Source organism: Geovibrio ferrireducens, assembly GCF_026226615.1.
In the GTDB taxonomy this organism is placed as follows: domain Bacteria; phylum Chrysiogenota; class Deferribacteres; order Deferribacterales; family Geovibrionaceae; genus Geovibrio; species Geovibrio ferrireducens.
The window spans coordinates 21,731-46,447 of the sequence record NZ_JAJAPB010000014.1; the positions used below are offsets into that span (position 1 = coordinate 21,731).

The window sequence follows — 24,717 nt, forward strand, 5'->3', positions numbered from 1 at the left end:
TTAGCTGAACCCTGCGGAGGCTTTTTTTATGGAATCCGAACACAGAATCCTCATAGTGGACGATGACCCGGTCAACCTTGACATAATGATGGAGATACTGGCTTCTGAGTACTCATGCGCAGCTGTTGCCTCCGGTGAGGACGCACTCAGAGCGGAGAAAATATTCAAGCCTGACTTAATCCTGCTGGATATAATGATGCCCGGAATGGACGGGTATGAGGTATGCCGCAGGATACGCGCCGGGGAAACCCACAGGTTCACAAAGATAATCCTCGTCTCCGGCAAATCCATGACCGAAGACAGGCTCAAAGGCTACGAAGCCGGGGCTGATGATTACATAACAAAGCCATTCAACGATGACGAACTGCTGGCAAAAATAAAGGTATTTCTCAAGCTTAAGCGCCTTGAAGAGGTGGATGCGGTTAAGCGCGACATCATAAACATATTCTCCCATGAAACCAGAACACCGCTTTCGGCAATTGTAGGCCCGGCAGAAATCCTATTGGAGAACCGGAATCTGGATCAAGAGAGCCGCGAACTCACGGAGCTTATTCTTCTGGGAGCAAAGCAGATAGCTGATCTGGTGCATAAAACCACTATGCTTTGCAGACTGAAATCGGGCTTCAAGCTAAGAATCACCGAATTTGCGGCATCTGAGTGTCTGCGTGAAGCCGTGCAGAGAAAACAGCATGATGCGGATGACAAAAACATTAAAATCAGCACTGAAATCATATCCGACAGCCTGATCTGCGGAGACAGGGAAGCGCTGAGTGAGGCCTTAACCATGCTTGCGGAGAATGCGGTTATCTATTCCGGCAAAAACTCAGAGATAAAGCTTAAGCTTTTCTATGATAACGGATTAGCTGTTTTCCATGTGGAAGACTGCGGCCAGGGGCTTGATGATGACACAAAAGCCACGATTTTCAACGACTTCCGCATAACAGACAGCCGCAGACATATAAAAGGCATGGGCATAGGGCTCAGCATTGTAAAAAATATCGCGGAGATGCACGGCGGAACCGCTGAGGTTTCAGACTCAGACTGCGGCGGTGCTGTTTTCAGACTGTCTGTGCCGTGCAGAGGCGGACAGACATAAAACATTCCGCTGAATACGGCATTTTTGCAGCCCTTTTCCTGCTTCTGGCGGCTGCGGGAGCGATCCTTTTTTTCACTGACAGCATAATACGCTCCCCCCATGAGGCGCGCCATGCACTTGACACCAAAACAGAAATGGCTGCCAAGGAACTGAGGCAGGAGCTTGACGGCGCGGTAAACAGAATATCCTACATCCGCAGGCAGGAGGAGGCCGCAATAGATGGCAGACTCAAAAACCGCGCAGACACAGCCAGAAAATTCATAACAAAAATGGCTGAAAACAAAGAGCAGACTCAGTGGCTTGCATTTGCAGTATCAACCCTCAGAGCCCTCAACAGGCAGGACGAAATCTACAGAATCTATATATTGGGCAGGGACGGGAGAGCATACATTTTTCCCGCAGACGAACTTTATGAAAACTCATCTTTTTACGGATTCAGGAACAGTGAGGCAAAGAATATATTTGCTGAACTGACCGCAAACCCTGAGAAGTATAACGGACATTTCATTTCATACACCCTTGATTCCCCCCACGGCATGGCAATGAACAAAAAACTTGCTTATTTCACATCGGATGAAGAAACCGGAATCAGCGTGATAGCGGAAGCCGATCATTCAGAAGCCGAAAAGTTTATCAAAACAAAGGTCATTAATGACCTGACAAACCAGTACATGCTTTTCCCTGCTTACGACAGGATAAATATATTTGAATCAGTGCAGACCTTCACAGGGGACAGTTTCCTGAAAACCCTGATGAATGAAGAGCTTGAAGGAACCGAGGAGACAAATGCCGAAAAGAGCGCTGAGTTTGCTCCTGCCATATACGGTAATAAGAGCAGCCTGATCCACATCCGCAGAGATCCGGTATTCGGCAAATATTCAGAGGTGTTCACGCTGACAGCTCAGTACCCTGACTGGAACTGGCACATCACCAAGAGTCACTTTTTCGGCTATGAAAATATATACGCGGCATCAGCCGCCACGGACTCAGACGCGCCGGATGTGCCAAGCGGATACCTGATAATATCCCTGTTCAGCGCTATGGGGATTTTCACGGTTTTCATACTGTTCAAAAACACAATGCTTGCCTCCTCCGCCATGAAACCCGCCGGGAAAAAACTCAGCAGAATGCAGGAGATGAATTTCAGGCTGGCTGAAAAAATAAGTCTGCATATGGAAAAGGAAAAAAAACTTGATGCCGAAAGGCTGGAGCTTGAGGAAAAACTCGCCATTAAAACCAAAGAGTACAAAAAGATGAACGAAATGCTCATCGCTGAGAATATGGAACGCACTCAGCAGGATCATATCCTGCGCGCGGAAAAGGAAAAGGCCGAAGCGGCCAATGTAATGAAGCGCGAGTTCCTCACCAACACGTCTGATAAGCTCAAAACTATGGTAACAGACATCAAAACCTTTTCAGAGAACGGAAGTTCCCGTTTTGACGGGATGACACCTGAGGAAACTGCTGAGCTTTTCGGCAGAATACACGCTAAAGGCGGTGAGCTGATGAGCTTTCTTGGGCTTATCATCGATCTTTCCAAGCTTGAGGCAGGAAAGACTGAGGACAAAATATCACCCCTCGATTTCCGTGAGCTGTTCGCAAAACTCAGTTACGAAACAAACCCTCTGTTCGCATCGGCAGAAAGCACTCTTAATATAGAATTTTCCTCAGAGAACATGCGTGTGCTGACAAGATGCAGACATGCGGAACTTGCTTTTCTTCACCTCTTCACTTATGCGGCAAAAAACTCCGCACCGGGCTGCGCCCTCAGTCTGCGCTATTTCCCCACAAAATCTCTCCGTTCCGGTGTTCTTGTGAACGCCGCCACTGTGGAACTGGGATACATAGCAGGCCTTAATGAATTTAAGGGGCACAGCACCTTCAGCCTGTCCGCCTCCCCTGACAGTGCTTCAATCAACATCAGTATTTTCAACGAAGCCCTCAAGCGCTGCGGCGGCACTTTCTTCATAACAGAAACCGACAAAGGCAACATCTTCTCTGTGGTCATCCCCGACCTCATGGGGCAGCAATGAGCAAACGCAGCGTAATAGCCTCCATTGAAAGAAATTTCTCCCTGCTGGCAGCTCTGCTCCTTACAGGGATACTGTTTGCGGAGGCTGTGCTTCTCACGGTTTACTCAGACTCATACAAAACCAAGACAGAGGCGGCGGAAAGGCAGGCGGCGGAAAACAGAAGGATGAACCTTGAGCATCTTCTGGAGCAGCTTGAGGCGGAAATTGACTTTGTAATAAGACAGGAGCGGGAGGAAGCTCTCCGCGCCGCACGCCAAAGGGTGGAGTCTTTTGCAGCCTCGGTAAGAGAGGTTCGGGAAACCCCCGGAGCGGCTGATAACGAAGCTCTTTTCGAATATCTGAAAACTGCCAACTCATCAGCCGGAGAGGAGTATGTCTACGCACTGGCGGGTGACAAGCTGCTTGTGCACCCTCTTAAAGGAAGGCTGAAACGGGTAATCCTCAGTAATGAGCTTGAAAGACTGAAAGAACTGATGACAGAGATGCCTTACGGGAGTTCTGCTGTGACCGGCTACAGTGTTCATACTGAGACTGGGGATGTCGTAGAGAAAACCGCATATATAAAGAAGCTTGCCCCTGACGGAATGATAATCGGCTCAGGCTTCTGCAATGAAAAAAGCACGGAAAAAATACAAAACTACATAATCTCTCAGCTTGAGAATCTCAATGAAAACGGAAATTCAATAAACTTTTTTGCTGTTGCCGAAAAAAACAGAGACACTATAAAAATCATTAAAACTGCCGGGAATATACGCACAGACAGCGCATATATGGACAAGCTGGCATCCAGACTTGGGGAGGGAAAAGGCTCTTTCTTTTATGAAATACCGGAAGGTGACACGGGCAGCAAAAACCTCCGCATGACAGTGGTAAGAAGAATAACACCCTGGAACTGGCTGGTTGCCGCCGGGGTTAATGAACCCTCATCAGAGATAACGGGAAAAAACATTCTGCGGGATCACAGGCACAAGTTTTATACAAACGCCGCAATATCCGCTCTGACTGCACTTCTGCTGATGTATGCGGTGTTCGTTGTTGTCAGCCGGGGAAAAAGGCTTTTCATAGAGTCTGTGGAAAATTCATACAAAAAAGCGGAAGAGAGAGAAGAGGAACTGGAGCAGATAGGAAAAAGGCTTTCATCCGACCATGCTTCGGCCATGAAGAATGAAAAACGGCTGAAAGAGATAAAGGAAAACCTCGAAAAAACAGTTGAGGACAGAATAAAGGATCTGCAAGACATCAGCACTCATCTCAGAAGTGAAAACCTGAAAATATCCAAGGTGACGGAAGAACTTATTGCAGCGAGAAAAAAGGCCACGGAAGCCAGTATGGTAAAAACCGAGTTTCTGGCGAACATGTCACACGAAATAAGAACGCCGATGCACGCCGTACTCAGCTACTCATCATTCGGCATGAAAAAGTTCGAAAACACCAAAGATACAAGACAGAAAAACTATTTCGGGAAAATAACGGAAAGCGCCGACCGCCTGCTGTCTTTCATAAATGACCTTATAGACCTTTCCGATCTTGAATCAGGCAGAATGAAATACAAAATATCACAATGCAGAGCGGCTGACCTCCTCCGGGAAGCGGTGAAGGAACTGGAAAGAGCATTCCTTGAAAAAAAGATAACCGCGGAAATACCGGAAAATGACATTATGATCTGCGGTGATGCGGCAAAACTCAGGCAGGTTTTTCTTAACATTTATTCAAACGCAGCCAAATTCAGCCCGCCGGACAGTGTGATCACAACAGAAATCGAGCCGGAAAACTCATTCCTGAAAATAACAGTTACGGACTGCGGACCAGGTGTGGACGAATCTGAAAAGCTGCTTATTTTTGAAAAATTCACTCAGTCATCAAAGACAAAGACAGGTGCAGGAGGCATAGGTCTGGGGCTTGCAATATGCAGGGAGATTGTAACCGACCACGGCGGAAGGATATACGTGACAGACAACCCGGAAGGCGGCAGCCGCTTCACGGTGGAACTGCCGCTGTTCTGATTTACTTAAAATTGATAAGCACAAGACCTGCTATGCAGAGCGCAATTCCCAGAGCGCTTTTTGCGGTCAGCGTATCGCTGAAAAACAGGTAGCCTACGGGAATAAGGCACAGCCCCACCATAACGCTTACCACTATGCCCGCTATATTGATGTTCCACCCGGCTCTGTACACCAGAAGAAACCCAAGCTCAAGCCCGACAATGGAAATTCCCAGAACCGCACTGGGCAGGTTCAGCCTGCTTACTTCCTCAGCGAGCGTGCCTTTAAGCGGAAAAAACGGAATAAGAAAGAGTGAGGCGACAGCGGCGGTGATGTAAGTAAACACAAGAGAAACCACAGGATTTGCGTTCACGGAGATCGTCTTCTGACTTATGTGATAAAAAACATTGGAAAAAACCGCAAGAAGAATTCCGAACCAGTATATCATCCTTTTCCACCTCGCCTTTAAAAACGCAGATGAACTATTATGCAAAAGAAATAAATCTTCAAGAAGAATTGTATTCCTCTGAAAAAAACGACAACTTTTTCCATATTTAATGTTATCTTAAAGTAATTATAAACTAGTGCGCCGACAGATAAAACAGGCTGGCGCGAACCGATTTTCTGTTGTGTACCAGAGGTTATACGTGTTATTAATAACACATATCCGCCATACATGCGGATTGATTAATCTTATAACTTATTATTGACCGGAGATACGCAATGAACGGAAGCAGCAGAATCCTTATTGTGGATGATTCTGAAACGTCACTGAACATTCTTGAGCGCATACTTAATTCATGCGGATATGAAAATATACAGAAAGCCTCCGGCGCATGGGATGGAATAGAACTTCTGGATGAGGCGGAAAACAGTAAAGAAAAGCTGCCCGACCTTATTCTTATGGATATAGTTATGCCTCAGATGAACGGCATAGAGGCTGTGCAGAGACTGAAAACCCATCCTATCTACGAGCATATCCCTATCATAATGATCTCTGTTAAAAACGATGCCCAGACCCTTTCGGATGCATTTGAGGCCGGAGCGGCGGACTTCATACTCAAGCCTGTTTCAAAGCCCGTGCTCAAGGCGCGTGTGGATGCGATAATAAAGCTTAAGCTGGAAACCGATAAACGCAAACAGCAGGAGGAGGAGCTTAAGACCCTCAACCGCCGTCTGGAGGACTTAAATCAGGTCAAAAACCGCTTTCTCGGAACAGCAGCACACGATCTCAGAGGCCCGCTGGCCTCCATACGCGGATTTGCGGAAATGCTCACTGACGAGCTGGACGGAAAGCTTAACGGGGATCAGGCGGAAATGCTCAGCATGATACATGAAACCAGCCACGGAATGCTCTCTCTGGTGAATGACCTTCTGGACTACGCGGTCATAGAAAGCGGCAGGCTCTCCCTTCTGAAACAGGAAAGCGAACTCAGAAAAATCATAGACAGACGCATTAACATAAACGAACCTCTGGCAGCCAGAAAAAACATCACAATCAAAAGAGAGCTTGAGGATGTGGGCATTGTATCTGTCGATAAAAACAGGATTGATCAGGTTCTGGACAACCTTTTGGGCAACGCTGTAAAATTTTCACCGCAAAATACGGAAGTTACGGTTAAACTATATAAAGAGGGAAATTCCGCCGCATTAACAGTGGCGGATCAGGGTGTCGGCATTAGCGAGGAGGACATTCCCAAGCTCTTCGGCGAATACTGCACAGTAAGCAGCAAGCCGACCGACGGGGAAAAATCCACGGGACTGGGGCTTTTCATCATCAAAAGCATTGTGTACGCACATCACGGAAGCTTCAGCGTAAAAAGCAAAAAAGGCGAAGGAACGGAAATAACCGTAAAACTGCCTGCGGAGACAAGCATATGAGTGTAGCACCGAGAGTAATTATTGCGGACGATGAAGCCCATATTCGTCTTATAATGAAAAAAGTAATCCAGAGCATCAACTGCGAACTCGTTGGAGAGGCGCAGAACGGACTTGAGGCTGTGGAATTGTGCAGACAGTTTAAGGTGGACATAGTCCTCCTTGACATCAACATGCCCAAGCAGACCGGAACCGAGTCCATTAAAGAGATAAGAGAACTCCAGCCGGGCGCGCTGATCATAATGCTCACCTCTGTTGCTGATGTGGAAACTGTTGATGAGTGCATAAAGCACGGAGCATACAACTATATAAGAAAAGATACTCCCATAAAGGAAATAAGGCAGATAATCGTTGAGTCATGGAACTCTTTCCTGACAGCAAGGAGAAGCAAAAATGAGGATAAGGTACAACCTGAGGGAAATCCTTCTGGAGATCAAGGCTGACGAAGAATTTGAGAAAATGACCCAGCGCAAGCTCACGCAGGACGGAATCCAGAGGCTTATCACCAGCAAAGACAAAATAAAGCTTAAAAAAGGTGAATAGCCATGAAAAAAATAAATGACGAGTTCATGGAGCTCCTCGTTCAGGAAAAGGTTCTGACCGAAGAGGATAAAACCAACCTGCTTAAGAAATTCAACCGCAGCGCAGCAGACATTCTCCATTATCTCATTGAGGGCGGAGCCGCCTCCAGAGACCTCATGGCGAAGCTCTGGGGCGATTCCATAAACAAGGCCTACGTGGATCTTGGCAGAACCATGATCAACTATGAGCTTTTCACCATGCTCCCCTCCGATATTGCCAAAAAATACAGGGTTGTACCTCTCTATAAATTCGGCGATACAGTTACAATAGCAGTCTCAGACCCGGAAAATATGGAGGCGATACGCGCCTGCGAAAAATTCTTTGAAGCAAGCGTCAGCACTGTTTTTGCCATGCCGGAAGACCTTGAGGACACCCTTGAGATAAGCTATCAGGACAGCACGAAGATAGATGAGTTCCTTGCCAAAATATCTGTTGACTCACTGGTAAAGGGAACAAGCAAGATCACCGCCGGACAGCTCCAGAGAATGGCGGGGGATCAGTCGATAATAGAGCTTGTGCGCGCCATAATGCTCATCGGCATAAAAGAAGGCGCTTCCGACATACACATAGAGCCTCAGGAGAACTTTGTCCGTGTGCGCTACAGGATAGACGGCGTTTTGCAGGATCTCCTCAAGTTTGACGTTATCATACTCACAGGACTTATATCGAGGCTTAAGGTTATGTCAAACCTTGACATAACCGAACGCAGGCTCCCGCTGGACGGCAGATGCGTGCTTAAGCTTAAAAACCGCGCCATAGATTTCCGTATCTCAACTGTTCCCAGTATCTACGGGGAAAAGGCGGTTCTGCGTATTCTCGGTCAGAAGGACTCAAAAACAGTCCCCTCACTTACAGATCTCAACTTCTCCAAAAGCATATATTCCAAACTCAACCTGCTTATGGAAAACCCCAACGGCGTATTTTTCGTCACAGGGCCCACAGGTTCCGGCAAAACAACCACACTTTACGCCCTGCTGAAATATCTCAATGAGCCGGGAGTAAACATCATGACCATCGAAGACCCTGTGGAATACCGCCTCCAGGGGCTTACACAGGTGCAGGTCAATAACGCGGTCGGGCTTGGTTTCGCAAACACTCTGCGCTCATTCCTCCGTCAGGACCCGGACATCATACTCATCGGGGAGATCAGAGACACGGAAACAGCCAAAATAGCCGCTCAGGCAGCCCTCACAGGTCACCTTGTTCTCGCCACAATGCACACCAACAGCGCTATGGAGGCTGTTACCAGACTTCTGGAAATAGGTGTTGAGCCTTTCCTCGTGGCTCCGTCTATGATAGGCGTTATGTCCCAGAGGCTGATAAGGCGCATCTGCGATCACTGCAAGGAGCCCTATGACCTCAAACCGGAAGAGATAATGCGCTATTTTTATGAGTGGGACGGCAAAACAAAGGTGCAGTTCTACAAGGGAAAAGGCTGCCCGAAATGCTACGGCAGCGGGTATAAGGGCAGGATAGCGATTCATGAGCTCCTCATGATAGACCATGAAGTGAGAAAAATGATCGCCGAAGGCGCAAACATTCTTCAGGTTCAGGAATATACAATGGCCAAAGGGGGCTACAAAACCCTCCGTTACGACGGGCTTAAAAAAATACTCAGAGGCCTCACCACAATAGAGGAGCTTAACCGCGTGACAGTGAGCGAAGACATAGCGGAGGCCAATTTATGACCCTTGCCGTCATTGATGACGCGCGGACAGATCTGAAACCTTTGAAGGACGCTCTGTCCAGAATCGAGGAAATTTCATGGGTTGAGAACATGACCCTCCTCGAATCGTTCGACAAGCTGGCAATACTGAGCCCTGCTAAGCCGCTTATTCAGCCGGATATAATTCTTATTAACTTCGAGAACAATACGGAAGCATATGAGGTGACACTTGCCGTCAAGTCTGATGGCAAGTATACGGACACTGTGGTTATCTCCTTCGGCAATGCAAACAGCGAAGATATAGTCAGATCTATGCTTGAGACCGGATGCATGGACTATATAAAGGACTTCTCCGACAGAACGGAGATTTTCGCCCGTATGAGAACCGCAGTTGCCCTCAGAAAAGAGATAATCAGCAGGATAAGCCGCGAGAAGGAGATAGAGGAAAACAACAGGAAGCTGGAGGATATTTCCAATATTGACGGCCTCACCGGAGTTTTATCCAGAAGATATTTCATCTACAAGGTCGAGGAAGAGGTCAGCAGAGCAATACGCACTCAGGCGGCCATAGCCCTTCTCCGGATAGACATAACCGACTTCCGCGACTATAACGCAAAATACGGCTTTCTCGAAGGTGACAAGGTTCTGCGCAGAATATCCTCCGCACTGAAAAAATCCGCAAAGCGGCCGGGAGATCTTCTGGCGAGAGTGGGGGGAAACAGCTTCGCGCTTTTTCTGCCCTCCACCGACCTCAAAGGAGCCGAATTTATAGCCAAAACGGTGATAAAACACATAAATAATCTCGTCATCGAGCACGAAACCCCGGAAGGCAAGTTCCTCACAATCCATGTCGGCGGAATGAGCGTTACCCCGCGGATAACGGACGATGCGGCAGGTCTGCTGAATATGATTGCGGATATTACAATGGAGTGCAGCGTGGGGATAGACGCAGGACAGAACTTCTTCTGTATAAAAAACTGATCCGTTAATACATATTAAGGTTAAATTACCTTGCTCTGTGAAACCAGAGGCATAGATTATCCGTTATAAATTAAGACACACCTCTGAAAATGGTTTGCTTTGGTTTTCAGGCCGGGGGAAAAATGCGTTTAAAACTGCTTGCATTATTATTGATTTTATCTCTTTTCTCATCATTTTCTGCTGAGAGCCGCGCCGATACATCCCCCTTTGTGCTCAATAAGGCCGAGCTGGCAATGAAAGCGGCTAAAGACGGCTATGTGAGGATCATTGTCGGGTTCAAATCGGAAAACTATCCGGCTCTGATCAGCGCTTCCCGCAGTGCAGTGCAAAACCGTAAAAGCACAGCCGCAAGACGCGCCGCTGAGCGGGCGGATGACGCTGTCAAAGCGGAAACCGAACGCAGCAGGAGGGATGCTCTCTCGGCTGTAAACTCAAAAAACTATATCATCAAAAGGGCTTATGACTTCACTCCGGAGGCGGCAATGGAAGTTACCTCTGCCGGGCTTACAGAGCTTTTAAGCAATCCTCTGGTGGAATATATAATAGAAGATGTCCCGCAGAAACTCCCGGACACCCTCTCCTCCCCCTCAGCCGGGGCTGACTCCATAGGGAAAATAGGCGCTGATGATGCATGGACTGCGGGCTACACAGGCGCAGGCTGGTATGTGGCTATACTGGATACAGGAATAAGAAGCACCCATCAGATGTTTGCGGGTAAAAATATTGTGGAGGCGTGCTTCTCCTATAACGACTGTCCGGACGGCAGTGACGAGATGCACGGCACAGGAGCGGCGGCGCATTATGCATCAAGCTATGACAGCTACGACCACGGAAGCCACGTGGCGGGAATCGCCGCCGGAAACAGCCCAAGCCAGAAAGGTGTGGCAAAAGATGCGGACATAATAGCAATTCAGGTTTTCTCCAGATTTGAGAATGATCCTCTCTGCACAAACAATCAGCTTCCCTACAGGGACTGCGTTCTTTCATACCCTTCGGATCAAAGAGCAGCACTCCAGTATGTCTACGGTCAGAGAAACAATTACAACATAGCGTCTGTAAACCTCAGTCTGGGCGGAAGCTCTTTCAGCGCTTACTGCAATAATAACGATCCCACTTTTACAAACCATGTCAGCAACCTCACGGCAGCAGGCATAGCAGTTGCGGTCGCCACAGGAAACAGCGGTTTATGCGGCTATGTTTCATCTCCATCCTGCATCACCGATGCGATAGCTGTCGGAGCCACGGACATCAACGATGAAGAGGCAAGTTTCAGCAACTACCTGACCGGAGTTCTGGACATATTTGCCCCCGGAGTAAACATAAACTCCGCAGTGGGCAGCGGAGACACGGATTACGGAGCATGGAACGGAACATCAATGGCTACACCCCATGTTGCAGGAGCGTTCGCTGTTTTCAGACAAAAGAACGATGCGCTGTCTGTGGCACAGCTTGAAACTGCAATGAAAAACACCCGCTCCGCAGTTTCTTACGGCTGCACCACCCACGGAACCGAAGGGCGGATTAATGTTGACTCGGTCATAAATTCAATCGCAGACGGAAACGATGTCACAGCGCCTTATAATGTCACGGCCTCCATCAACAGCGGAAACGCCTTCACCAATACCAGAAGTGTCACGGTGAATGTCAAAGGAGCGGACGGAACAGGGATAAACGGCTATTATGTTTCCGAAAACAGCGCAACACCGAATGTTTCCGCTTTCAGTTCCACCTACACCACAAAAAGTCTTTCCGTTAATGTAAGCTTCACATTGAGCAGCGGAGACGGAACCAAAACAGTTTACGCATGGCTCAAGGATGAGGCAGAGAACATAAGCACAATAACCTCTGATACCATTGTCCTTGACACGACAGAGCCTTATGTTGTCAGTGTAACCCCTGCAAACAACTCTGTGAATGCGGCTGTCAGCACAAATATAAGTGTTGAGTTCAGTGAAAGCATACTTACCTCCACACTGAACACAACAAATCTGTCTCTTATTAACCAGTCCGCTATGACTGCCGTTACAAACGGCGATTTTATAATCTCCGGCAATAATGTGACTTTTGATCCTGCTGCAAACCTCAGTGCGGGAACAGCATATATCCTCACTATCTCCACAGGAATAAAAGATCAGGCGGGCAACTCCCTGAGCTCAGCGTTTCAGTCATATTTCGTAACTGCCGGTTCTTCCTCCGGCGGAGATGATGACGATGATGACAACGGAACAACCGGCGGTGATGATGAAGATCCGGGGGATAACGGCGGAAACAGCGATAATGACGGAGACTCATCAGGCGGTTCCGGCAGCGGAGGATGTTCCGCAGGAACAGAAGCGGATTACGCTCTGGTTGTGCTGATGTTGATTTCCGGAATAATATTAATAAGAAGAAAGATATAGAAAATAAAATCCCCGCAAGCACGGGGATTGATGACAGACTCAGAATTTGATATTGCGGGCAGATGAGATTGCTTCACTAAAGTTCGCAATGACAGGAAGCTGCGTCACTGCGAGGAGCAAGGCGACGCGGCAGTCTCAGTTCTTGCTTTTTGCACACAACAACTTCCCCCTTTAACAAAGGGGGACCAGAGGGGGATTTACAGATATGCGCAAGCCTGTCACGGCGTTTGTCATCAGCCTGAATCCCCGCTAAAGCAGGTAACATTCCTTACTAAGCTTTTCTTCTGCCTCTTTTTATAAACACTGCAAGTGCCGCAGACATAAGCAGCAATGATATATTGCCGTTTTCAGAAGCTGAGCACCCGCCGCCGCCTGAACCTCCGGAAGAGGAAGTATTGCCGTAGTCGAGTTCCCCTGTGTAGCCTTCCACCCATGCGAGATTATCCGCAATACGCGCATAAACACCGTATCTCCCTGTTATTGCGCAGGTTTCAGGCCCCCAGCTCACCAGACCGGCAACCACCCAGCCGCCGTTTTTTTCAACAAGCAAAGGCCCGCCGCTGTCACCGCTGCATGAATCCTTGCCGCCGGAGACATACCCGGCGCATATTTCATAGTCGTAAATATCATAGGGAGACATAGCAGCAGCACATACTGAATTGTCAATTATGGGAACTCTGACCTCCTGAAGCTTATCAGGATAAACACTAACAATTCCGCTTGTGCTCCCCCAGCCTATCACGGTTGACATATCACCGGGCAGGGCAAAATAATGCGCATCGGCAGTTCTCAGCACTGAGGCGTATTCAGCGCTCACTGCGGAGGAAAGCTCAAGCAGGGCAATATCCCTGTAACCGCTTCCGAGAACAGAGTTTGTTATATATGACGGGTGGACATATATGTTTAAGACTCCTCTCTGTATTCCGCTGGGGCTGGCAAGATCATACTCGCCTATGTAGAGAGCAAGTGATGCGGGATTGTCAATGACAACAGTTCCGCCGGATTCGCTGGTCACACAGTGCGCCGCCGTAAGAACCCATTCGGGTGCAACAAGCACTCCGCCGCAGAACTGCCTGTTTGTAAGAGGGGCAGCCCCCGCATAGGCAACTGCCACCATAAAAGGATATTCACCCTGAGAGGCAGTGTTCCCGCCCACAATAAAAGGCGCATCCAGAGCATGTGCACTCAGCGGAATGACAACCGCTGCAAAGAAAACTATTAGGATTTTTTTCATTAGACTATTCTCCGTAAAAACTATTTTAACACACTTTTATCCGCGAGGCGCACCGATTCGCCAAAAACCGCCTTTCTGAATTCCCTCAAGTCCGGGTAGCGTCCCTTTTTATCAAGCCCCTTCATCTGCCTGTTGGTGAGGATGATCACACTCAAACCCTTTTCAGGCACACTGACGGCTGATGTTCCCGTAAAACCGAGATGCCCGAATGTCCCATTGGTGATTCCCTCCGCATGGAGAGACTGCACTGTCATGGCAAAGCCCATCCCCTGCCCGGCTTCATCTTTCAGCATAAAACGCCTTACAGTTTCCGGCTTAATGTGTTTTCCGTCAGTGATCATTTCAGTGAGTGCCGCCAAGTCCTCAGCACTGCTGAAAAGCCCGGCATGCCCGGCAGCACCGCCGAAAACCATCCGCGCGTTGCCGTCATTCACTGCCCCTTTCAGAACCTCTTCCCTAAACCTTTTCCGGCATGCGCCATCCTTAATCATTGCTGCCTCAAAACCGCCGTACAGAGTGGGCATAACACCTGAAACATCAGCAGGTTTAAACCCTGCGGTTTTCAGCCCCATGGGTTTATAAAACTGCTCATTAACAAATTCATCCAGCGACATGCCGCTTACCTGCTCCGCTATCATCCCCAGTATCATGAATCCGAGGTCGCTATAGATTCTCTCTGATCCCGGCGGATATTGAAGAGGCATATTCAGCAGGTAATCCTTCGGCTTCTCCGCACAGTACAGCGGTTCCCACGCAGGCAGCCCTGCCCTGTGACGCAGAAGGTGCTCCACCGTGACTCCGGCTTTCTCCCCTTCCCTGAACTGCGGGAAAAATCTGCCGACTTTATCAGAAGGGTCAATAAGACCCAAGTCAGTGAGCCTCATAACGGCAAGGGTTGCGGCATATACCTTAGTGAGGGACGCGAGATCAAACACGCTCCCCTCTGCCGCAGTTCCGTACGCGCCGGAATGGAGAACCCGCCCGTTCTGCCTCACAAGAATAACTGCGCCTTCCGTGAGCCCGTCTTTGACAGCCGCTTCACCCAGCCTGTCCAGCTGCTGATCCGCAAAAGCGCTGGCAGCAAACAGGAAAAAAACGATTAAAACCTTAAGCGGCAGAGAGCAGCACCCGCTGCCAAAACTGTTGATATTCATGACGCATATTGTATATTTGTAAGTTGCAATAATCAATCAAGTTACGGAGGTAAATTAAATGGCGCAGGAAACTGTTCAGTTCAAGGCGGAGGTAAGCCGTCTGCTTGACCTTGTGGTAAACTCACTCTATTCCCACAAGGAAATCTTTTTGAGAGAACTGGTTTCGAACGCTTCCGATGCTATCGACAAACTTCGTTATCTTTCTCTTACGGATGCGGGCATGCTGGAAGGGGACGGAAATTTCAGAATCAAGCTGATTTGTGATCCGGAAAACAACACTCTCACAGTGTCCGACAACGGCATAGGCATGACGAAAGAAGAAGCGGTGCAGGCTCTCGGAACCATTGCCCACTCAGGCACAAAGGAATTTCTCAACAGGCTTAAGTCGGAAGATGTGAAAAACAACCCGGAACTCATAGGCCAGTTCGGCGTGGGCTTTTACGCTGCATTCATGGTGGCGGACAAGGTAACTGTGATCACCCGCAGAGCCGGGGAAAAGGATGCAGTGAAGTGGGAATCCGCCGCAGACGGTACATTCACAGTTGAACCCGCGGAAAAATCATCCAGAGGAACGGACATCATCCTTCACCTCAAGGAGGATGCCAAAGAATATCAGGACGAATACCGAATCAGAAGCATCATCAAAAAATATTCAGACTACATCGAATACCCTGTGGTGATGGATGTCACAGAAGAAGAGGAGAAGGACGGCAAAACCGAAACAACTGTTAAGGAAGAAACCCTCAACTCCATGAAGGCCATCTGGCTGAAAGACAAGTCGGAAGTGACGGAAGAGGAGTACGCCGAGTTCTACAAACACATCTCCCACGATTTCACTAATCCGCTGAAAACAATACATTACCGCGCGGAAGGCACGGCGGAGTTCACTGTTCTGCTGTATATACCCGCCAAGGCGCCGTTTGACATTCTGTACAAGGATTTCAAATTCGGCCCCGCGCTTTACGTTAAAAAAGTACAGATAATGGAGCACTGCGAGCAGCTTCTCCCGCTGTATCTGCGTTTCGTAAAAGGTCTGGCTGATTCCAGCGACCTCCCCCTTAATGTTTCAAGGGAGATTCTCCAGAACAATAAGATGATAGACGTGATAAGAAAAAACATCACCAAAAAGGTTCTGGACACCCTTAAAGAGATGAAAGCCAACGAGACGGACAGCTACGCCGTTTTCTACAGGGAGTTCGGCAAAATCCTCAAGGAAGGCCTCCACTACGAATTTACCAAAAAAGAGGAGATAGGCTCTCTTCTCATGTTCCGCTCAAGCAGAACCGAGGAAGGCAAATTCACCGACCTTGAAAGCTACCTTGCGGATATGAAGCCGGATCAGGAGGAGATTTACTACATCACAGGGGGCAATATAGCCGAACTGAAAAAATCCCCCTATCTTGAATCATTCACAGAAAAAGGCATTGAAGTTCTCTTCATGACCGACGAGGTTGACGAAATAGTCATCCCCTCCCTCGGCGAATATAAGGGCAAAAAACTCCGCTCCGTGGTCAAAGGGGACATAAACCTTGATGACAAAGCCAAAACCGAGGAACAGAAAAAGCAACTGGGCGGACTGCTTGACAGCATAAAGGATGCCCTCAAGGAAAAGGTTAAGGACGTTCGCCTCTCCGGAAGGCTGAAAAACACCGTCTGCTGCCTTGTGGGTGATGATAACGACATAGACCCGCACATGGCGCGCATGATGGAGGCTATGGGTCAGTTTATACCAAAATCCAAAAAGATTCTGGAAATAAACCCTGAACACGTCCTCTTCGCGGAGATGAAAAAACTCCACGAAACTGACGCAAAGTCATCCGTAATAAAAGACTATGCGGACATCCTCTTTAATCTTGCGCTGATTGTGGAAGGTTCCGCGCCGGAGAACCCGTCGCTTTTTGCCGGAAAAACAGCAGAACTCATGATTAAAGGAATGAGATAATTTAAGCTTCACAGGGGGGCTTCAAGCCCCCTTTGCTTTATTTTCCCATTATTCAGCATATTTTTTGCTACAAATATTAAAATATTTTCTTTCGGCGCAAGGAAAGGAAAAAATGATCAGTGATATTTCTCAAAACAACCTCAGTGGAGTTCAGTCCCCTAACACAACCCAAAAAGCAGACAAAAGCAAGGCCGAGCAGGAATTTATCGACATCATTAAAAACCTGCAGGCCGAACAGCCGAAAAACGGCAGGCACGGCGAACTGGGCGTACCCTATACCATGCCTTCTTCCTCAAGTGAGAGTATTCAGGAACGTACAGCAAAACTTGAAAGTATTTTCTCCGACAGCATGAAGGCAATAATGGAGGAAAGGAGCATTTCTTCCGACCCGTCCTTTGAGCTGACCACAGGCACGGACGGGCACGTGTACGTGAAAGGGGATCATCCTCAGAAAGCTGAGATAGAGCAAATGTTTCAGGATAATCAGGAACTCGAAAACCTTTTCAGGGGAATTTCAGGCAACCACGCAATGATAGACGCCTTTGACAGGCACATGAAGTTCAGCGAGGAGTATGCGATAAATCAGGTCGCAGCAGTTATGAAATATGCAAGCCTGTTTGATAACACGGAAGAAAAGAGCGTAAGCATGCGCATGGATGAAAACGGAAATATAAGCTGGTCAGTGAAGGATATTTACAGTTTCTCCGCCTGATAGGCAGCCCAAAGCTTAGCCAGCACAGGCGGAACGGGTGAGAGCCTTCCATTCCTCAGGTCAACAAACGCTCCGGACTGAACAGCAGTGAAAACAGTTTTACCGTCTCCGTTTGTTATGACCGCCTGTATTTCCCAGCGCACTTTTTCAAGGGCAGTCATTCGGATTTCCGCTGTCAGCCTGTCACCGAAAAAAGAGGAGCGTTTATAATGGGCATGGGTCTTGTTTACCACAGGAGCCATGCCGTCCTTTGCCATCACATCAACCGGATAATGAGCCTTAAGCAGGGCAGTGCGCAGGTCATCCATCCAGCGGATATAGACAATGTTGCTCACCACGCCGCCGTAGTCTATGTCATAGCCCTGAATCTCTATCTCTTTTTTAAGGATGAAAGGGTTATTCATTTTCCGCTTCCGGCGTTTCCGCAGGATATTCCCTGTAATCGTGAGAATCATTCAGCAGAAGCGGATAGACCAGAAGGCACACCCATGCATCCGTAGCCGCATAGTTTTTCTGCTTATCCGTGAGGTCTCTGCGCGCCCAGTTGGTCTTCTGAGCTGATTTCACTATCTTCCGGCCAAGGTATCTGGCTGCCAGTGCGCGGGCCCCGAACTGGATTATCCCTTTTTCCGCAGCTATATCACCGAGATCAACAAAACCTTTTTCCTCAAACGGGGTAAGCTCCCTCAGCTTTTTTATATCGTCCCGGATGCCGACACCTATCTTCTTCACTGACGGATCAGAGAAGATTTTTACAAGCCCGTCAGGCAGTTCAGTGTCTTTAAGCTGAAACAGATAGGCCTTGTCAAGGGTGGAAAGCTGAACAAGAGAAACCGGATAGCTCACTCCGCGCCTGAAAGAGGGTCTGCTTTCTGTGTCAAATCCGAGTTCTTTATATCCGCCAAGTTCCCTGCATACTTCTTCAGCATGCTCAGGCTCTGTAACCGTAACAATTTCCCCGTCAAATCTTATTGCTTCCAGTGAAGCCACATACTCTTTGCTGAGTCTGTTTTGTGTAGATATTATAAGTGCTTCGTCCATTCTTATTTTATATCACTAAATAAGCATTGCGTAAACCTGTCGGTTAAGTTTGTTTAACAACTATTTTTTATTAACCTGAAACCCCCTCTAAACAAGGCGTAACAAAGACGTTTTCAGACAAGTGTTCATAAATGATTTAAAACAGGAATAAAACATTCTTAGCTTATTATTATTCACAGAACCCGTAATCTCCGTGAACATAATAAAACAGCCCGGAAGCAAAACAGAAAAACATGCTGTGTACTTACAAAAAGCCCCAATGAAGCAGGTTTAAGATAGCTTAACCAAACCGATAAATAATCTTAATTATGCCAATAATGATTATAATACTTATATAAAAGCACAATTATGAACTGAATAATCATTTCACTTTATTTTTTTTTGAGTCGTATTAATTTTTTTTATTGTCATTTCATAAATTTCGTTAATATTATTTGAAATATAAGATTCTGTTAAGATTGTACTTTCATTATCTTTATGTTAATATAAATGAGCATACATACTTAATTGTGAATTTTCTTTTGACAGGAGACTTCCACGATGCTTTTGAAACTTACTCTTACCGCAACTGAAGTACCGGTCATTTTCAGAAACAGAATAGCCGAAATCATTAAATCCGCCGCTGAAACAGGCTATGAATCGCTGGGGATGGGGATTACTGATAAAAGTTTTAAGTTTTTCACCTTTAATCTGGCCTTTTCCAGGGACAGATTCAGGAAGGAACCGATCGTTTTTGACAACAGTTTCGAGGTTCAGGACACTGTATTTCAGATACCTGAAAACAAATTTGTGACCCTTTACATAAGCAGCCCCTATGAGAAATTTCTTCAGGCTGTTCAGGAAGGATTTGAGAAAAAGAAGGATATTGACTTCTCCCGCGGCGGGCAGATCCTTGTAGGCGGCAAAAAGCTCACCTATATGCTTGAAAACTCAAAGCTTCTCAACAAACCTTTCGTTATCGAAGGTTCCGATGTCACGCTGCACACACATTCACCTGTTCTGCTGGAAGCACTGAACTCAAAGAAACCCATCATCCCCCCTGTGGAGGACGGCTACTGTGAGCTTGAGGTGTCTGAAAAGGAATATTCTGACAGGCTGGCGGAGATTTCCTCCATGCGTATTTTCGGGATGACAGGAAAATATCCTCAGGAACCCATAGTGTTCAAATCAGTTAAGCTTCGCAAAACCGTAATTAAGCACACTCTGGACAAATTCAGGGAGAAGACCGGAAAATCGCTTATGATGCTCACAGGGATAACAGGAACATTCAGGCTCAGCGGTCACCCGGACGACCTGTCTCTCCTTGTGGAATCAGGCATTGGCATAAGAACCACGCAGGGGTTTGGAATGGCTGGTCCGTCAAAGCTTTAGAAGTTATTTGACGGATTTGATTTCCAGCGAGAAACTCTCATTCCAGCCGGAGATCAGCTTCTCAAACTCTGAGGCAGGTACAGGTCTGCTGAAATAATAGCCCTGCGCGAGGTCACATTCAAGCTCGCGCAGCAGACGAAGGTGGTTTTCATTTTCCACACCCTCAGCCACAACTTCAATACCTAAGTTCCGCGAAAGCTGAATAACCGACCGGACTATGGAAAGCGAGTCCTCACTGGTGTCTATACCTTGGGTGAAGGATTTGTCTATCTTTATGGTATCTATGGGTATTCTGTTAAGATAGCCGATTGAGCTGAACCCTGTGCCGAAATCATCAATGGCAAATGTTATGCCCAGTGAGCTGAGCTTGTCGAGAATATCTCTGGTGTTTTCGGTGTCCACCATAATTGTGCTTTCCGTTATCTCAAGCTCAAGGTGTCTGGGCTCCATTCCTGTTTCCAAAAGCACATTTTTGACAGACATATACAGGTCTTTCTGAATGAACTGCTTTAAGGAAAGGTTCACTGCCACTTTAAGGTTGTGCCCCATGGAGCGCCACCTCATCAGATCTTCGCAGGATTTTTTCAGAACCCACTGACCTATTGAAACAATCAGCCCTGTCTCCTCCGCAATGGGGATGAACATATCGGGGAAAATCCTTCCTAACTCAGGGTTATTCCAGCGGATAAGCGACTCCATGCCCACCAGTTCCATTGTTCTGAGATTGATTTTCGGCTGGTAATACACCTCAAATTCTCCGTTATCGAGAGCGCGGTTCAGCTTGGTCTCTATCAGCAGCCTGTCCTTAGCTGTGTCGTTAAAGTCAGTTGTGTATATCTGGAGCATGCCGCGCCCTTTTGACTTGGCGCGGTACATGGCAGCATCGGCATTCTTGGCAATGGTGAACACATCCTCGCCGTCATCGGGGTAGAAGCTTAACCCGGCGCTGCATTTCAGGAAAAGCTCGTAATCATCCACCTGAAAGGGTTTTTCAAGCTGCTTTATTATATTATATGCCACAGTAACGGCTCTGTTCTTGTCTGAGAGGTCTTCAATTATAACTGTGTACTCATCCCCTCCCAGACGGCTTACCGTTATGCTGTCCCCCACTGTGCCGACTATGCGGTCAGCTATTTTCTGGAGCAGTATATCGCCCACATTGTGGCCGAGGGTATCGTTCACATTTTTGAACCTGTCAATATCTATGGAGATCAGCCCCACATAATTGTGGTTCTTTTTTGCCCTTGAGATCGCCATGCTCAGTCTGTCGTGGAACAGATAGCGGTTCGGAAGGTTGGTAAGCGGATCGTAATGAGACTGATATTTTATCTGCTCTTCGTATTTCTTTCTTTCCGTGATGTCATGCATTACCCCGATGAAGTGGGATATATTGCCGCCGGAATCCCTTATGCTGGATATGTTCAGAAGCGCCGGGTAAAGCTCGCCGTTCTTGCGCCTGTTCCATATCTCCCCCTGCCATGTGCCGCTCTCCTTGAGGGCGTTCCAGAGCCCCTTGTAGAAGTGGTTTGCGTGTCTGCCGGAGCGGAGAATGCTGGTCTTGTTCCCTATGGCCTCCTCCTCGCTGTATCCGGTTATGCGAAGGAAGGCCTTGTTCACGCTGAGGATCACCCCTCTGGTGTTTGTTATATAGATTGCCTCTATGGTATTTTCAAACACCTTTGAAGCAAGCAGCAGTTTCTCTTCGGATGATTTTCTGTCGGTTATGTCTATGCCCTGCAATACCACACCGAAACTCTTCACGGGAGTGCCTGCCATTGAGAGGTTCCAGAGAATGTATTTCATCTCTCCCGTTTTGACATTTTTTACCATGGACTCAAAGTTAGACAGAGTATCCGCGCTTCCCGCAGCTTTCAGCAGAAGCTCCTTAAGCCTGTCCCCGGTGAGACAGGCGAAAATTATCTCAAGATCCTCGCCGACGGCGGAGGATTCGCTTATTCCGGAAAGCTCTTCCATCGCTTTATTGAAGATTACTATTTTATTTTCCGTGTCCCAGGCGATAAGCGGAACCTTGGCAAACCCAAGGAAATTGCTGAGATAGGCCTGAGTTTCCCGAAGCTCACGGTTCATTGAGGAAACAGCCGCACCGAGCCTGTTGAACTCCTCCACCGGGGTGGGGGCAAAGTCATCGGTACTGCCGGAAACGCTTATGCGGTGGGTATAATCTATCAGGTAAATAAGTGAGCGCGCAGTGATTCTGTGAAAACCGTAAACCGATACAGCGGTCATCAGGATGATGAGCAGCACGGCTGTTGCCGCTCTGCCTGTAATCTGTTTTTTCATAAGAGCAAGGGACTGGTTGTCAGTAAGCTGATAAATCATCAGCGGCGTGTCGCTCCCCTTAAGCTCAAGGGGTCTGCAATATGCTGAGAAACCGCCCTTAACAGGAAACACCTGCCCGGCATCAGCGCATGCAGCCGGCATGAACCGGCTGAGATCAAATCCGTCAGAGGCTGATATAATCTGTCCGGCGGTGACAAAGGCTATGCCTGCGCCCGCATCTGAGGCCGCTTTTCTGATTACATCGGGAGCGCCGTTGATTATTCTGCCTATATATATTTTTCCGAGAACCTCACCGTTTGCGGGGTTGCTGACAGGGGTGTAACCCAGAATAAGATTCAGAGGTGCAGTTCCGCTCTCTTCCGCTACCGAGTAAACCGAACCGGAAGCATCCACGCTGTCGCCGCTCTTCCGGAGAAAGCTGATAATTCCGTCAGTATTGAAGAAGGCTGAACCGACATTAATCACCCTTGTGCCGTCAAAGGAGACAAAGATCATGATGTCCAGATTTTCCCCGGCAGCCAGATCGTATATTGATGAAAAACCGTTTTTGAAATTCTCTGATTCTATATCAGGATTTCTCGCAAGAAGCTGCCTGACATTCACCCTGAGATCACGCGTTACCCAGCCGAGGTGCTCAAGTTCCTTTTCAAAAACCATGGATGCGGTATCATGGTTTCTTTTCAGAAGCCTTGACTGTTCATGTTTTATGATGGTTCCGGCATCCACACTGCTCCAGACGAGAATAACAACCGCGAGCACCACTGAAAAACAGGTGAGAAGCAAGGCCAGAAAGGAGGATATTTTTACAGACTTTATCCTATTCATTTTCACCGGAATACCTGAACGCATTCATTCTGAGATTTTTTATTCTATCTGCACTGTCTGCGGAAGTAACAAGGCTGAAATCCCCTGAAAACACAGTCGGAACCTCTTTCTCCCTGCCTGAGACGACAAACTTCACCGCCTCGGCCGCAGCTACGCTGCTGTCATCATTCATCCGCATCACCGTAAGGTCAAGTTCTTTTTCTGAAATAAGTTTGAGCTCAGCGTCCCCGCCGCCCCATCCGTTCAGGATCACCTTATCCGCGCGGAGCTCACGGAGAGCTTCCGCGGCTCCGACGGCTATATCTGTGGAGCATGCGAAAATAAAGCCTATATCAGGGTATTTTCTGATTATCTCCTTTGTTGCCGAATGTGCTTTTTCTCTGTCAAAGTCGGTTATATATTCGGCTTTTCCGGTGTACTCCCCGTGTCTGCGGAGCCTTTCCCGGAAGCCTTTTGTTCTCAGCCATCCCACCTCGCCTGCGGAGCAGTTAAGAACGGCATATGACGTGTTTCCGGTGCTCATGGCGGCCATGGCATCCGCCAGCATACCTGAACCGGTCATATGATCAAAGCCGGTATAAATCAGCGGCTGTTTCGGCTCCCACTCTTTAAGAGGCGTGGTGATGTTCTGGACAATAATTTTATGTTTTCCTTCAAACAGCAGTCTGCCCACAGCCCTGCGCATCTGAGCGGAATCAGCGGAGACAATGATGAAATCCGCCCCTTCCGCTGCGGCCTGTGCAAGCTGGGCTAGCTGAAGGCGGGTGTCCCCTGAGGGTCTGCTGAAATATGTCGCCATGGTGTAATTTACATTAAGCTCGTTCAGCCTTTTTTCCAAAACCTTAACGCTCCTCCGCCAGTAGTCTGATGCTTGCAGAGCGGGGTAGACAACGGCTATCTTCACAGGCCTTACATTCATAGCCTTGAGCGGTTCGGGCTGGCTGCGCACGATGTTTACAAAATGGTCGTATTTCCATGCCTGTTCAGGATGTTTAAGCATGTACTCCCTGACAGTGTAGAATGACTGTTCAGAGCCTAAAACAGGGAAAGACACAAAAAGAAAAAGAAGAAGAAAGAGAGCGCGCCCTCCCTTCATATCACACCAGCTCCTGAATTTTAGCAATCAGCTCGTTCACCATCAGGGGTTTGGTGAAATAACCTTCCACCCCAAGCTCTTCCGCTCTATTACGGTCAAACCTGTCACTGGATGCAGTGAGAACTATCACATGAACATCGGGAAGACTTTTACGGATTTCCTCTATCATATCAAGCCCTTCCATATGAGGCATGCGCAAGTCGGTCAGGATCACATCAGGCCTCACGGCCAGTGCTGTTTCAAGCCCTTTTCTGCCGTCATGGGCACTGTAAACCCTGCTGAAAGTACGTTTCATCCTGAGTTCAAGAGCTCCGGCCACAGCCGGATCATCCTCTACAATCAGTACAGATATATCCTTCATCCAATCCTTCCGCGATGCACAGTGGCAAAGCTTTCTGTAATAGTTTAAATTAGTTTATCTGAT

Annotated in this window: 20 protein-coding genes; 12 read left to right on the forward strand and 8 right to left on the reverse strand. The window is 47.9% G+C overall.

What is annotated here, in order from left to right; translation table 11 throughout:
* The first annotated feature begins 28 nt into the window (after positions 1 to 28).
* The 3 genes from OSQ85_RS12045 to OSQ85_RS12055 are packed head-to-tail and all read left to right on the forward strand — an operon-like array spanning position 29 to position 5,132.
* Complete coding sequence (locus tag OSQ85_RS12045) at positions 29 to 1,096, forward strand: hybrid sensor histidine kinase/response regulator (protein WP_265823416.1); 1,068 nt, start codon at positions 29 to 31, stop codon at positions 1,094 to 1,096.
* Positions 1,075 to 3,129 carry a cache domain-containing protein gene (locus OSQ85_RS12050; RefSeq protein ID WP_265823418.1) on the forward strand — a complete coding sequence of 685 codons (2,055 nt, stop codon included), beginning with the start codon at positions 1,075 to 1,077 and terminating at the stop codon, positions 3,127 to 3,129. Before OSQ85_RS12045 ends, OSQ85_RS12050 begins: the two co-directional genes overlap by 22 nt.
* A complete protein-coding gene (locus OSQ85_RS12055; protein ID WP_265823420.1) occupies positions 3,126 to 5,132 on the forward strand; it encodes an ATP-binding protein in 2,007 nt (668 codons plus the stop codon). The genes OSQ85_RS12050 and OSQ85_RS12055 overlap by 4 nt, the downstream gene beginning before the upstream one ends.
* Before the next feature lies 1 nt (position 5,133).
* On the opposite strand, the gene OSQ85_RS12060 is transcribed toward OSQ85_RS12055, so the two are convergent.
* Entirely contained in the window at positions 5,134 to 5,559 is a 426-nt protein-coding gene (locus OSQ85_RS12060) for an EamA family transporter (RefSeq protein ID WP_265823422.1), read from the reverse strand.
* 275 nt (positions 5,560 to 5,834) lie between these two features.
* On the opposite strand from OSQ85_RS12060, the gene OSQ85_RS12065 reads away from it, so the two are divergent.
* The 6 genes from OSQ85_RS12065 to OSQ85_RS12090 all read left to right on the forward strand — a co-directional run bounded on the left by OSQ85_RS12065 (position 5,835) and on the right by OSQ85_RS12090 (position 12,617).
* On the forward strand, positions 5,835 to 6,992 hold the full coding sequence (locus tag OSQ85_RS12065; protein ID WP_265823424.1) for a hybrid sensor histidine kinase/response regulator: 1,158 nt from the start codon (positions 5,835 to 5,837) through the stop codon (positions 6,990 to 6,992).
* A complete protein-coding gene (locus tag OSQ85_RS12070; protein ID WP_265823426.1) occupies positions 6,989 to 7,432 on the forward strand; it encodes a response regulator transcription factor in 444 nt (147 codons plus the stop codon). Before OSQ85_RS12065 ends, OSQ85_RS12070 begins: the two co-directional genes overlap by 4 nt.
* Positions 7,383 to 7,532, forward strand: a complete 150-nt coding sequence (locus OSQ85_RS12075; RefSeq protein ID WP_265823427.1) for a hypothetical protein — start codon at positions 7,383 to 7,385, stop codon at positions 7,530 to 7,532. The genes OSQ85_RS12070 and OSQ85_RS12075 overlap by 50 nt, the downstream gene beginning before the upstream one ends.
* 2 nt (positions 7,533 to 7,534) lie before the next feature.
* Positions 7,535 to 9,259, forward strand: coding sequence for a GspE/PulE family protein (locus OSQ85_RS12080; protein ID WP_265823428.1), 1,725 nt, complete (start codon positions 7,535 to 7,537; stop codon positions 9,257 to 9,259).
* Complete coding sequence (locus tag OSQ85_RS12085; protein ID WP_265823429.1) at positions 9,256 to 10,218, forward strand: diguanylate cyclase domain-containing protein; 963 nt, start codon at positions 9,256 to 9,258, stop codon at positions 10,216 to 10,218. The genes OSQ85_RS12080 and OSQ85_RS12085 overlap by 4 nt, the downstream gene beginning before the upstream one ends.
* 122 nt (positions 10,219 to 10,340) lie before the next feature.
* Positions 10,341 to 12,617 (forward strand): S8 family serine peptidase, encoded by a 2,277-nt coding sequence (locus OSQ85_RS12090; protein ID WP_265823430.1) that lies wholly within the window; start codon positions 10,341 to 10,343, stop codon positions 12,615 to 12,617.
* Between the two features lie 271 nt (positions 12,618 to 12,888).
* Here OSQ85_RS12090 and OSQ85_RS12095 read toward each other — a convergent pair whose 3' ends face one another.
* Positions 12,889 to 13,851, reverse strand: coding sequence for a S1 family peptidase (locus OSQ85_RS12095; RefSeq protein ID WP_265823431.1), 963 nt, complete (start codon positions 13,849 to 13,851; stop codon positions 12,889 to 12,891).
* 20 nt (positions 13,852 to 13,871) lie between these two features.
* A complete protein-coding gene (locus OSQ85_RS12100) occupies positions 13,872 to 15,005 on the reverse strand; it encodes a serine hydrolase domain-containing protein (RefSeq protein WP_265823433.1) in 1,134 nt (377 codons plus the stop codon).
* A gap of 58 nt (positions 15,006 to 15,063) precedes the next feature.
* On the opposite strand from OSQ85_RS12100, the gene htpG reads away from it, so the two are divergent.
* Together htpG and OSQ85_RS12110 are read left to right on the forward strand one after the other, a co-directional pair.
* On the forward strand, positions 15,064 to 16,947 hold the full coding sequence (gene htpG / locus OSQ85_RS12105; RefSeq protein ID WP_265823434.1) for a molecular chaperone HtpG: 1,884 nt from the start codon (positions 15,064 to 15,066) through the stop codon (positions 16,945 to 16,947).
* A 112-nt stretch (positions 16,948 to 17,059) separates the two neighbouring features.
* Entirely contained in the window at positions 17,060 to 17,659 is a 600-nt protein-coding gene (locus OSQ85_RS12110) for a hypothetical protein (protein ID WP_265823436.1), read from the forward strand.
* Here OSQ85_RS12110 and OSQ85_RS12115 read toward each other — a convergent pair.
* Positions 17,641 to 18,063, reverse strand: a complete 423-nt coding sequence (locus OSQ85_RS12115; protein WP_265823438.1) for an acyl-CoA thioesterase — start codon at positions 18,061 to 18,063, stop codon at positions 17,641 to 17,643. The genes OSQ85_RS12110 and OSQ85_RS12115 overlap by 19 nt on opposite strands.
* On the reverse strand, positions 18,056 to 18,700 hold the full coding sequence (locus OSQ85_RS12120) for a 3'-5' exonuclease (RefSeq protein WP_265823439.1): 645 nt from the start codon (positions 18,698 to 18,700) through the stop codon (positions 18,056 to 18,058). The genes OSQ85_RS12115 and OSQ85_RS12120 overlap by 8 nt, the downstream gene beginning before the upstream one ends.
* A gap of 540 nt (positions 18,701 to 19,240) precedes the next feature.
* Between OSQ85_RS12120 and cas6 the strand changes: the two genes are divergently transcribed.
* A complete protein-coding gene (gene cas6, locus OSQ85_RS12125; protein WP_265823441.1) occupies positions 19,241 to 20,071 on the forward strand; it encodes a CRISPR-associated endoribonuclease Cas6 in 831 nt (276 codons plus the stop codon).
* 3 nt (positions 20,072 to 20,074) lie between these two features.
* On the opposite strand, the gene OSQ85_RS12130 is transcribed toward cas6, so the two are convergent.
* Genes OSQ85_RS12130 through OSQ85_RS12140 form a run of 3 tightly spaced genes read right to left on the reverse strand, consistent with a single transcriptional unit; the run spans position 20,075 to position 24,654 of the window.
* Positions 20,075 to 23,197, reverse strand: a complete 3,123-nt coding sequence (locus tag OSQ85_RS12130; protein ID WP_265823442.1) for an EAL domain-containing protein — start codon at positions 23,195 to 23,197, stop codon at positions 20,075 to 20,077.
* Positions 23,190 to 24,293: a substrate-binding domain-containing protein gene (locus OSQ85_RS12135; protein ID WP_265823444.1), complete on the reverse strand. Its 1,104-nt coding sequence runs from the start codon at positions 24,291 to 24,293 to the stop codon at positions 23,190 to 23,192. Before OSQ85_RS12135 ends, OSQ85_RS12130 begins: the two co-directional genes overlap by 8 nt.
* A gap of 1 nt (position 24,294) precedes the next feature.
* The gene (locus OSQ85_RS12140) at positions 24,295 to 24,654 is read right to left on the reverse strand and encodes a response regulator (protein WP_265823446.1); all 360 of its coding nucleotides are present in this window, start codon (positions 24,652 to 24,654) and stop codon (positions 24,295 to 24,297) included.
* Between the last annotated feature and the right edge of the window lie 63 nt (positions 24,655 to 24,717).